Annotated in this window: 9 protein-coding genes; 8 read left to right on the forward strand and 1 reads right to left on the reverse strand. The window is 69.1% G+C overall.

Features of this window, described 5'->3' with window-relative positions:
* The 4 genes from MKK53_RS08940 to MKK53_RS08955 form a co-directional block, all read left to right on the forward strand.
* Positions 1 to 581 (forward strand): cytochrome ubiquinol oxidase subunit I (locus MKK53_RS08940; protein WP_243928345.1); only part of this gene is annotated, 581 nt, incomplete at its 5' end.
* Positions 582 to 587: 6 nt separating this feature from the next.
* Positions 588 to 1,574: a cytochrome d ubiquinol oxidase subunit II gene (gene cydB, locus MKK53_RS08945; protein WP_243928346.1), complete on the forward strand. Its 987-nt coding sequence runs from the start codon at positions 588 to 590 to the stop codon at positions 1,572 to 1,574.
* Between the two features lie 523 nt (positions 1,575 to 2,097).
* The gene (locus MKK53_RS08950) at positions 2,098 to 2,292 is read left to right on the forward strand and encodes a type II toxin-antitoxin system ParD family antitoxin (protein WP_243928347.1); all 195 of its coding nucleotides are present in this window, start codon (positions 2,098 to 2,100) and stop codon (positions 2,290 to 2,292) included.
* A complete protein-coding gene (locus MKK53_RS08955) occupies positions 2,279 to 5,692 on the forward strand; it encodes a PAS domain S-box protein (protein ID WP_243928348.1) in 3,414 nt (1,137 codons plus the stop codon). The genes MKK53_RS08950 and MKK53_RS08955 overlap by 14 nt, the downstream gene beginning before the upstream one ends.
* A 180-nt stretch (positions 5,693 to 5,872) precedes the next feature.
* Here the strand turns inward: MKK53_RS08955 and MKK53_RS08960 are convergent, their stop codons facing one another.
* Complete coding sequence (locus tag MKK53_RS08960; protein WP_243928349.1) at positions 5,873 to 6,301, reverse strand: response regulator; 429 nt, start codon at positions 6,299 to 6,301, stop codon at positions 5,873 to 5,875.
* Positions 6,302 to 6,641: 340 nt separating this feature from the next.
* Here MKK53_RS08960 and MKK53_RS08965 point away from each other — a divergent pair, with 340 nt between their 5' ends.
* The 4 genes from MKK53_RS08965 to MKK53_RS08980 all read left to right on the forward strand — a co-directional run.
* Positions 6,642 to 8,897, forward strand: coding sequence for an ATP-binding protein (locus MKK53_RS08965; RefSeq protein WP_243928350.1), 2,256 nt, complete (start codon positions 6,642 to 6,644; stop codon positions 8,895 to 8,897).
* A 1-nt stretch (position 8,898) separates the two neighbouring features.
* A complete protein-coding gene (locus tag MKK53_RS08970) occupies positions 8,899 to 9,360 on the forward strand; it encodes a response regulator (RefSeq protein WP_243928351.1) in 462 nt (153 codons plus the stop codon).
* Entirely contained in the window at positions 9,357 to 11,150 is a 1,794-nt protein-coding gene (locus MKK53_RS08975) for a response regulator (RefSeq protein ID WP_243928352.1), read from the forward strand. The genes MKK53_RS08970 and MKK53_RS08975 overlap by 4 nt, the downstream gene beginning before the upstream one ends.
* A partial coding sequence (locus tag MKK53_RS08980) for a hypothetical protein (RefSeq protein WP_243928353.1) occupies positions 11,069 to 11,301 on the forward strand: 233 nt, incomplete at its 3' end. The genes MKK53_RS08975 and MKK53_RS08980, both read left to right, overlap by 82 nt.

Raw genomic sequence — 11,301 nt, forward strand, 5'->3', positions numbered from 1 at the left:
CGAACCGGTTCGTCATCGCCCTGCCTCCTCCTGCGGGCAGCCTGATCGACGACGGGACGCCCACCGGCAAGGTGATCGGCCTCAAGGCCATCCCGAAGGCCGACCGACCGCCGGTCCTGATCCCGTTCTTCGCCTTCCGGATTATGGTCGGCTGCGGCCTGCTGATGCTGGCGCTGGCCTGGGGCGGCATCGCCTTCTATGCAGCCGGGCGGCTCGAACGGGCCCGCTGGCTGCAATGGGGCATCTTCCTCTCCTTTCCCTTGGGTTTCGTGGCCACGCTCACCGGCTGGTTCACCGCCGAGATCGGGCGCCAGCCCTGGACCGTCTACGGGCAGTTGCGGACCACCGACGCCGCGACGCCGATCCTCACGACGCCTCAGGTGGCGACCTCGCTCATTGTGTTCGCCGCGGTGTACGCGCTGATCTTCGCCGCCGGCACGGTCTACATCTACCGCCTTCTCAAGGGCGGGCTCTTGCCGATGCCCGATCTTGGCGCACACAGGGCCAACCCCAAGCGGCCACTCGCCTTACCGGGAGGGGCCCCGGGGACCCTCGACACGGCTTCGACGCCGGCCGAGTGAGAAGCGATGATCGCGTTCTGGGCCGCGGCCCTCGCCCTCACCATTCTTCTCTACGTGCTGCTCGACGGGTTCGATCTCGGAGTCGGCATGCTGTTCGGGATCGCCCCGAGCGAGACCGCGCGCCGCCACATGATGCAGGCGATCGCCCCGGTCTGGGATGGCAACGAGACGTGGCTTGTGCTCGCCGCCACGATCCTGTTCGGCGCCTTCCCCCTCGTCTACGCGCTGCTGCTCTCGGCTTTCTACCTGCCGCTGCTGCTGATGCTCGCCGCGCTGATCTTGCGGGGCGTCGCCTTCGAGTTCCGCGCCAAGTCCCGGCGCCTTCGAAGAGTCTGGGATGCCGGTTTCGTCGGGGGCTCCGCTTGCGCCGCCTTCGTGCAGGGCACGACCGTCGGGGCCCTCGTGCAGGAATTGCCGATCCGCGACGGGCAGTACGCCGGCGGGGCCTTCGCGTGGCTGTCGCCCTTTTCGTTGCTATGCGGCGCAGGTCTGTGCCTCGGCTACGCCCTGCTTGGCGCGGCGTGGCTGTGCAGCAAGACCGAGGACGATGTGCGCGACCTCGGCTTTCGGATGATGCCCCGGCTGCTCATCGGCGTGCTGTTTTTCCTGGCGGCGGCGTTCCTGTACGCGCTGGCGATGAACCTGCAGGTGCTGCATCGGTGGACCGAGCGGCCGGAATTGCTCATCCTGCCGCTGATCGGGGCGCTCGCGTCCGCCGGCCTCTTCCACGCAGGACGCCGCCGCATCGACGCGCTGCCCTTCCGGTTGACGGCCGTGATCTTCGCGTCGGCCTTCGCCACCCTCGCCGGCTCGTTCCTGCCCTACATGGTGCCCTTCACGATCACCCTGACCGAGGCGGCAGCCCCCGAGGCGAGTCTGTCGTTCATGTTCTGGGGCGCCGGCGTCGTGGTCCTGCCGATCACCCTGATCTACACCTTCGTTGTCTATCGGATCTTCAAGGGGAAAATCCGGCTGGACGGCGGTACCGAGTGAGGGGACTCGGGCGTCCCCTCTCGCTTAGCCCTCGGCGGGTTGCGCCCGGTCGGCATTTCGCGCTGCATACTCGATCAGAACGACGGACTGTGCGCCCCAGATTTGAGCTTCCGCTTCCCTATCTCTTCGATTGAAAAGCGGACCGGCGGAAATCCACCCTGAGCAGCCATCCCGCTTCCGACCCCAAGCGGCCATTCGGCGTTCGACCCAACCCGGCCGCTCATCGCGTTTCTACGCCTGCTTGGAAGCGGACGTTGTTCTGCAGCCCGCTATCCGGGTGGGCGCCGGACGTTAACGGTGGCGCAGGGCGGAGGACGGCGGGGTCGCGGGCTGACGCCCGAACCACCGGACGCGCGTCGACACCGATGATGGATCGGTGCGGGCGCGGCTCGGAACCGGTCGACCGTCGCCGCCCCGGGGTCGACCCGACGCCGAGGCGGCGATCAAAGCATGCGACGACACGTATGAGCGATCCGGGTGTTGCAGGTGCGACACCGGTCTCGCATGCTGCTACCGCCACCGGATGGCCGCCAAGCACTTCCGACACATCGCCCTCACCGAGCCGCTGATCGCCTACGCCGAAGCCCAGGTCGCCAAGGGCGAGTACACCTCGATCAGCGAGGTCGTCAGGACGGCGCTGCGCCTCCTGATGGAGCGGGAGGCGGCCAAGGCCCATCGCGGGACCGCTAACGCCGAGGTCGCCCGTGACCGCGCCTGAGGAAGCCGCCCGCGATCCGGGCCGGCTCGCGGCCCTCGACGGCTACGGCATCCTCGACACGCAGGCCGAGCGGGGCTTCGACGACATCGTCCTGCTCGCCTCGCGGATCTGCGGCACGTCGGTGGCCCTGGTCAGCCTGGTGGCCGCCGACCGGCAGTGGTTCAAGGCCCGGGTGGGGTTCGCCCCCTGCCAGACCTCGCTGTCGCAATCGATCTGCGCGCACGCCCTCGCGCGACCGGGCCTGCTGGTGATCCCGGACCTGACCGCCGACCCGCGCACCCGGGGCAACACGCTGGTCACCGGGGAGCCGCACCTGCGGTTCTATGCCGGCGCCCGCCTAGAGACCCCCGAGGGCGTCGCGCTGGGGACGCTGTGCGTGATCGACCGCGAGCCCCGGCCCGGGGGACTGACGCCGGAACAAGGGGAAGCCCTTGAGGCGCTGGCCCGCCAGGTCATGGCGCAGATGGAGCTGCGGCGGTCGATGGCCGCCCGCGACGACGCCTTTCGAGACGCCCGCGAGGCGGAAACCCGGCATCGCCAGATCCTCGACAGCGCCATCGACTACGCCATGGTGACCATGGACCTCGATGGGCTCGTCACCGGCTGGAGCGCGGGGGCCGAGGCGATCCTCGGCTGGTCCGAGGCGGAGATGCGCGGCAGGCCCGCCCGTGTCTTCTTCACCGACGAGGACGACGCCGAGGGCATCCCCGAGCGGGAAATGAAGGGCGCGCGCGAGGAAGGCCGCGGCAACGACGAGCGCTGGCACGTCCGCAAGGATGGTTCGCGCTTCTTCGCCCTCGGCGAGATGATGCCGCTGCACGCCGACGATGGCGGGCACGTCGGCTACCTCAAGATCCTGCGGGACAGGACCGGCCAGCGCTTGTCGGCGGATGCGCTGCAGCGGCAGACGGACCTGCTCCGGACCGTCACGGACCACATCAGCGAGGGGGTGCTCCAGCTCGACCTCGACGGAATCGTCACCTTCGCCAACCGGACCGCGCACGCCTTGCTGGGATGGGATGAGGGAACGCTGGTCGGGCAGGACCTGCACGAGGCCGCCCACCACCACCATCCCGACGGGCGCCCGTTCCCGTCTTCGGAATGCGACTTCGTGCGCGCCATCCGGAAGGGGGAGACCCTGCGCCGGCGCGACGGCACCTTCTTCCGCCATGACGGCACGCCCATCGAGGTGATTTGCTCGAACGCGCCCGTGTTCGGGGGCGGCAATCTCGTGGGGGCCGTGCTCACGGTCTCCGACGTCACCGACCGCCGGCTGGACGAGCGGCGCCTCCGTGACATGAACGCCGAGCTTGAGCGGCGCGTCGCCGAACGGCAAGCCGCCGAGGCGCGGCAGCGCTTCCTCCTAGACCTGACCGACACGTTGCGCGAGCAGGGCGGTCCGCGTGGCCGGATGCAGGCGGCGGTGGATGCACTCGGGCGCTACATCGGCGCCAGCCGGGTCGGCTACGGCTTCGTCGGGGAAGACGGCGTGTCCGTCACCCTCGGCACCGAATACGTCGACGGCGTCTCCGCATTGGCCGACACCTACCCGCTCGACGCGTTCGGACCCGGCAACATCGCCAACCTCAGGGCGGGCCGCACGTCGGTCTATGCCGACGTCGAAGCCTATCCGGACACCGCCGGCCTGGGGATGGGCGCCTTCGGCATCGCCGCCATCGTCGCCGTGCCCCAGGTCCACGAGGGACGCCTGCGCTCTGTCGTCTACGTCAACCAGCGCGAGCCGCGGGCCTGGACGGCGGACGAGGTCTCGCTGGTCGAGGAGGTCGCAGCCCGGATCTGGGACGCCGTCGAGCGCGTGCGCGCGCAAGGCGCGCTGCGGGCGTTGAACGAGACCCTTGCGGCCCAGGTCGCCGAGCGCACCAAGGAGCGCGACCGGATCTGGCAGGTGAGCCAGGACATGCTCGGCGTCGCCGACGCGAACGGTGTCTGGGTCAGCATCAACCCGGCCTGGCATTCGATCCTGGGGTGGGAGCGGCACGAGATCATCGGGAAGACGTCCGAGTGGCTCGAACACCCCGACGACCGTGAGAGGACGCGTGCCGAGGTCGCCCGGCTCGCCGCCGGCGGCCTGACGCTTGCCTTCGAGAACCGCTTCCGGGCGCGGGACGGTGATTACCGCACGCTGTCGTGGACGGCAGTCCCGGTCGAGGGGATGCTGTACTGCGTCTCCCGCGACGTTACCCTGGAGAAGGAGCGCGCCGCCAACCTGCTCCAGGCCGAGGAGGCCCTGCGGCAGTCGCAGAAGCTGGAGGCCGTCGGCCAGCTGACCGGGGGCGTCGCGCATGACTTCAACAACCTGCTGACCGTGATCAAGTCGTCGACCGACCTGCTCAAGCGCCCGGACCTCTCCGAGGAACGGCGGGGCCGGTACATCGGCGCGATCTCCGACACGGTCGAACGAGCCGCCAAGCTCACGGGCCAGCTCCTGGCCTTCGCTCGGCGCCAGGCGTTGCGGCCCGAGGTGTTCGACGTCGGCCGCAGCGTCAGGGCCATCGGCGAGATGGTCGGAACCCTCACCGGCGCCCGGATCTCTGTGTCGATCCACGTCGGCGACGAGCCTTGCCACATCCGCGCCGATCCGAGCCAGTTCGACACCGCCCTGGTGAACATGGCGGTCAACGCCCGCGACGCGATGGACGGCGAGGGCCGGCTCGACATCGCGGTCGACGCCGTGGGGGTCGTGCCCGTGTTGCGCTCGCATCCCGCGCAGGTCGGGGATTTCGTCAGGATCGCGCTGACCGACACCGGTTCCGGCATCCCGGCTGACCAGGTCGACCGAATCTTCGAGCCGTTCTTTACGACCAAGGGTGTAGGGCAGGGCACGGGCCTCGGCCTCAGCCAGGTGTTCGGCTTCGCCAAGCAATCGGGCGGCGAGATCCTGGTCGAGAGCGAGGTCGGACGCGGCACCACCTTCGCGCTCTACCTCCCGCGCGTCGCCGCAGGCGCCGTACGGGTCGAGCAGGCCACGGACGAGGACGCGGTCGTCGACGGTCGGGGCGCCCGCGTCCTGGTGGTCGAGGACAACCGCGACGTCGGTACCTTCTCGACCCAGACCCTCCAGGAACTTGGCTACGGCACGCACTGGGTCGAGAACGCCGACGAGGCCCTGGCGGCCCTGGCCGTCAAGCCCGACACCTACGACGTGGTGTTCTCGGACGTGATCATGCCGGGCATGAACGGGGTCGAGCTCGCACGCGAGATCGCTCGTCTCCATCCCGGCCTGCCGGTGGTGCTCACCAGCGGCTACAGCCACGTCCTCGCGCAGGAAAGCGACCATGGGTTCGAACTCCTGCAGAAGCCGTACTCGGTCGAGGCGCTGTCCCGCATCCTGCGGCAGGCGGCATCGAAACGGCGGCGTCGCAGGTCGGCTGCGGAATAGGGCGCCCGGTCGGGGCCATTCGAACCACACCGAGCAATCCTGCCGCATTCGTGTCGCGCGGCATGGCGATGGTTCGCGGGCGCGGACCGTCCGGGACGCTCGGTACCGTATCGTTCTTCCCAGTCGCTGCTCCCTCGATACCGTTCGGGTGAGTGACCCTCGCCATCCGTGTCGATACGCTCAGTTTCGAGCGCCATTCCCGTTCCTCAAGGGCTCGGGGTGCTTCTCGTCAGGCAGCGTCCTGCGCACGTGGTGCCGGACGATCTCCGCGCTGAACGGCTTGGCGATGAAGGTCGCCCCGTCCGGCAGGTCGCCGGGGCCCGGCTCGGCCTGGCCGGATGCGACCACGACCGCGATGTGCGGCCAGCGCCCGGACACCTGCCGCGCCAGCGCGAAACCGTCCGCGTCCCCGGGCATGTTCGCATCGGTGAAGAGCAACTGGACGCGGTCGTGATTCTGGTCGAGCACCTGGAGCGCCTGGGCGACGTTCATCGCCTCCAGAACCTCGAAGCCGGCATCCTCCAGGATGTCGGTCGCCTCCATCAGGATCAGGGCGTCGTCGTCGACGACGAGGGCGTGGTGCGTACCGTCCCGGGGTTCCTGGCTCATGCCCGCTTAAGTCCCCTCGGCCCGACATGGTTGCCCGCCGACCCGGCCCCCCGCGGTCTCGTGACGGGATGGAAGGTCATCCCGGTCGAGCGACGACGTCCGATCCCTTACCCATTCCCTGCCATTCGATGGAGGCGGGGTAGGTCCACACGAGGCAACGGGCATGCTTGGGTGCCGCGGGGACGTTTTTGCACGAAGGTATTGCGGCTCCCATCCTTCGGACCACCTTGCGTGGTGGGACGCGCCGATACCGGTGCGTTCGCACTATTCTCGCGACGGCCGAGCGATGCTATTGCATTTCATGAACCTTGGCCGGCCCGGACCGATGGAAACCCCCGGCTTGCACCAAGGTAGCGACCCGGCCCCGAACCTCGATCTGACCTCTTGCGACCGGGAGCCGATCCACGTCGTCGGCAGCGTCCAGCCGCACGGGTTCCTCCTCGCCCTCGAAGTCCGGACCCTGACGATCGTCCAGGCGAGTGCCAACGCACCCGCCCCCGCAGCGGTCGGCGTCACCCTGGACGTGGCATTCCCCCATCTTGCCGCCATCGTCCGCCGCCATCTCGGCGAGGCCGGTCCGCTGGCCGGGGCCTCCTACCTCCGCACGGTGACCCTGACCTCCGACGCGGCCCGGCTGACCTACGAGGTCGCCGCGCACCGGGTCGACGACCTCGTGGTGCTGGAGCTTGAGGAGATCGCCCCCTCCACGATGGGCGTCGGCCTGGACGTGCTCACGCCACGGCTGCGCACCTTCGTCGAGCGGCTGCAGACCGCCCGCACCGTCGAGGATCTCTGCCAACTCGTCGCCGAGGACATCCGCCAGGTCACCGGCCTCGACCGGGCGCTGGTCTACCGGTTCGACCGGGACTGGCACGGCACCGTGCTCGCCGAGGACGGCAACGGCGCGCTGCCGTCCTACCTCGACCTGCGCTTCCCAGCCTCGGACATCCCCGCCCAGGCGCGCGAGCTCTACCGCCGCAACCGCCTGCGCATCATCCCGGACGCCGGCTACGTCCCTGTTCCGATCCAGCCCGCGACCACGCCGGCCGGCAAGGCGCTCGACCTCAGCCAATCGGTGCTGCGCTCGGTCTCGCCGGTCCACGTCGAGTACATGCGCAACATGGGCACGATGGCGTCGATGTCCGTGTCGATCCTCGTCGACGGCGCGCTCTGGGGCCTGATCTCCTGCCACAACGCCGAGCCCAAGCGCGTCCCGCTCCACGCCCGCAACGCCTGCGACGTGCTCGCCCAGATCTTCGCCCTGCAGCTCTTGGCGCGCGAGCGCGGTGCCCAGGCCGAGCAGCGCCTGGCGCTGGGTGCGATCCAGGCGCGCCTGCTCGGTTTCATGGCCGAGGAGGATAGCTTCGTCGACGGCCTGCTCAAGCACCCCGACGACGTCCTGGCCCTGGTGAACGCCGCCGGGGCCGCCGTGGTCACCGCCGACCGGTGCCGGCTCCTCGGTGCGACGCCGGGCGAGGCCGAGGTGCGCGCCCTGTACGCGTGGCTATCGGCGCGCAGCGAGACGGACGATGTCTTCGTGTCCGAGGCCCTCTCGGAAACCATCCCCGAGGCCGCCATCCTCACGGACAGGGCGAGCGGCCTCCTGGCGATCTCGGTCTCGAAGAAGTACGCGAGCTACATCCTCTGGTTCAGGCCGGAGGTGGTGCGCACCGTGAAGTGGGGCGGCAACCCGGTGAAGCCGGCGCTGCCCGACCCCGGGGGCGGTCCAGACCGCCTCCACCCGCGGAAATCCTTCGAGATCTGGAAGGAGACCGTCCAGGGCCGCTCCCTGCCTTGGTCCGCCGCCGAGGTCGAGGCGGCCAAGGACCTGCGTTCCTCGGTGCTCGGTATCGTGCTGCGCCGGGCCGAGGAACTCGCGGCCATGAGCGAGGAGCTGCAACGCTCGAACAAGGAGCTTGAGGCGTTCTCGTACTCGGTGAGCCACGATCTGCGCGCGCCGTTCCGGCACATCGTCGGGTACTCGAACCTGCTCAAGACCCGCGAGGGCGCCAACCTCAGCGACAAGGGCCGGCACTACGTCGACACCATCATCGAGGCGGCCTTCTCGGCCGGGACCCTGGTCGACAACCTGCTGTCGTTCTCGCAGATGGGCCGCAACGCCCTGAACAAGGTCTCGGGCGACATGAACGCCCTTGTCGAGGAGGTCCGCCGCAAGGCCCTGCGCGATGTCCCCCCCGACCGGACCGTGCTCTGGGACATCCAGCCCCTGGGACGGGCCTACGCCGACCCGGTGATGCTCCGGCTGGTGATCGAGAACCTGCTCTCGAACGCGGTGAAGTACACCCGTGGCAAGGCCGAGGCGGTGATCACGATGGGCCGGCTCCCGCCAAAGGATGGCGAGGCGGTGTTCTTCGTGCGCGACAACGGCGCCGGCTTCGACATGGCCTACGTCGACAAGCTGTTTGGCGTGTTCCAGCGGCTCCACCGGGTCGAGGAGTTCGAGGGCACCGGCATCGGTCTCGCCAACATCCGCCGAATTGTCGAGCGCCACGGCGGTCGGACCTGGGCCGAGGGTACCGTCGGCGAAGGCGCGACCTTCTACTTCACATTACCCCTCCGGGAGGAGGTGCGCTGACATGGCCGGACTGAAACCGATCCTCCTCGTCGAGGACAACCCCAACGACATCGAACTGACGATGGCCGCGCTGGAATCGAGCCAACTCGCCAACGAGATCATCATCTGCCGCGACGGGGCCGAGGCGCTCGACTTCGTCTACCGGCGCGGCCCGCACGAGAAGCGCCAGGCGCAGGACCCGGCGGTCGTGCTGCTCGACCTGAAGCTGCCCAAAGTCGACGGCTTGGAGGTACTCGCCAAGATCAAGGGCGATCCGTCGACCCGCGGCATCCCGGTGGTGATGCTGACTTCGTCGCGTGAGGAGACCGACGTGGTGCGCTCCTACGACCTCGGGGTGAACGCCTTCGTGGTGAAGCCGGTCGGGTTCGAGGAGTTCTTCGCCGCCATCAAGGAGCTCGGGGTGTTCTGGGCGCTGCTGAACGAGCCGCCGCCGCACAAGGGAGGCTGGCCATCGAACGGGTGATCGGACCCTGCGCAGGTCCGCTGCACATCCTCCACTTGGAGGACAGCGACCTCGACGCGGAGCTCATCGAGGCGGAACTGGAGAAGCTCGACCATCCCGTGGTGATCGAGCGGGTGATGACGCGCGACGCGTTCGCGGCCGCCGCCCAGCCCGGACGCCACGACATCATCCTTGCGGACTACGTCCTGCCGACCTTCGACGGTGTCAGCGCGCTCGGCATCGCCCGGGAGCAATGCCCGGACATCCCGTTCATCTTCTGCTCCGGCACCCTTGGCGAGGACGTCGCGGTCGAGGCGCTGAAGAACGGCGCCACGGACTACGTCACCAAGCAGCGGCTCGACCGGATGTCCCGCACCGTTCTCCGGGCACTGGCGGAGGCGCAGGGACGCGCCGAGAAGCGGGCGGCCGAGGATGCCCTCCAGGCGCTGAACGAGACGCTGGAGACCCGCATCGCCGAGCGCACCCGCGAGCTCGCCGAGGCCAACGCCGAGCTCAAGCGACAGATCGGCGAGCGGGAGCGCGTCGAGGAGGCGCTGCGGTTGAACCAGCGGCTGGAGGCGGTCGGGCAGCTCACCAGCGGCGTGGCGCACGACTTTAACAATTTGCTCACCGTCATCGCCGGCAATATCGAGTTTCTGGAGCGCGCCGTCGCCGACGAACGTTCGAGGCGGCGGTTGAACATGATGCGCGGTGCTGCTGAACGGGGGGCCAACCTGACGGCGCAACTGCTCGCTTTCTCGCGGCGCCAGCGGCTTGAGCCGACTCCGGTGGGCCTGAACGAGACCGTCGCCGCGATGCGCGACCTTCTCCAAAGCTCCATCGGCGGCGCCGTCCAGATCGAGACGACCCTGCAGACCGACCTGTGGCCGGCACTCGTGGACGCCACGCAGATCGAACTCGTGATCCTCAACCTCGCCATCAACGCCCGGGACGCGATGGCGGTCGGCGGACGGCTGACCGTCGAGACCGCCAACGTCATCGTCACCGGTCCGCCGACCCGGCCGGAACAACCGCAGCCGGGCGAGTACGTCATGGTCTCGGTGAGCGACACCGGCACCGGAATGGCGCCCGAGGTGCTCTCGCGGGTGTTCGAACCCTTCTTCACGACGAAGGAGGTCGGCAAGGGCTCGGGGCTGGGCCTCGCCCAGGTGTTCGGGTTCGTGAAGCAGTCCGGCGGCGGCATCCGGATCGACACCGTCCTCGGCGAGGGCACCTCGATCAAAGTCTATCTGCCGCGCGTCGAGCGCGATGGCGCCGCGGTCCGGTCGGCGCCTGTGCCGGTCGACTGCAACGTTGCGCACCCGCCCGGGAGCGCGGCAAGGCTGCTCGTGGTCGACGACGACGCTGAGGTCCGCGAGGTCACGACCACCCGCCTGTCCGAGGCCGGGTACGAGGTGCGCGAGGCGGCCTCCGGGCTCCAGGCCCTCGCCGCCCTCGAAGTCGATCCTTGCGTCGACCTCGTCGTGCTCGATTTCGCCATGCCGGGCATGAATGGTGCCGAGGCCGCCATCGAGATCCAAAACCGGTGGCCCGGGATTCCCGTGCTGTTCGTCACCGGCTTCGCCGACACCACCGCGCTGACCCAGGCCGGCGCGGTCGGTGCGGACGCTATCGTCCTGAAGCCGTTCCGCGACGGCGAACTCGAACGCAAGGTCGCGTCGGCTCTGGGGTCGCCATCCCGGCGCTGCGATTGTTCAGCGACGGCACGATGGCGGTGTACTTCGAGTATATGCTCGCCAAGCCGGTGTTCGACGATCTCGGCTTGCGGCAGGCACTGCTCGACCGCCTGAACGCGGTACTCGGTATCCATCTGCCACCGGACGCGGTAACCAAGCGCAAGACCATCCCACTCGCGCCGCTCACGCCTGAGGCCACCGCCGGCTTCCTCGAAGCGATGGACTGGTTCGTCGACACCCTGCGCGCCGGCGCCTCACCGACGAA

It is taken from the genome of Methylobacterium sp. J-076 (assembly GCF_022829405.1).
GTDB lineage: Bacteria > Pseudomonadota > Alphaproteobacteria > Rhizobiales > Beijerinckiaceae > Methylobacterium.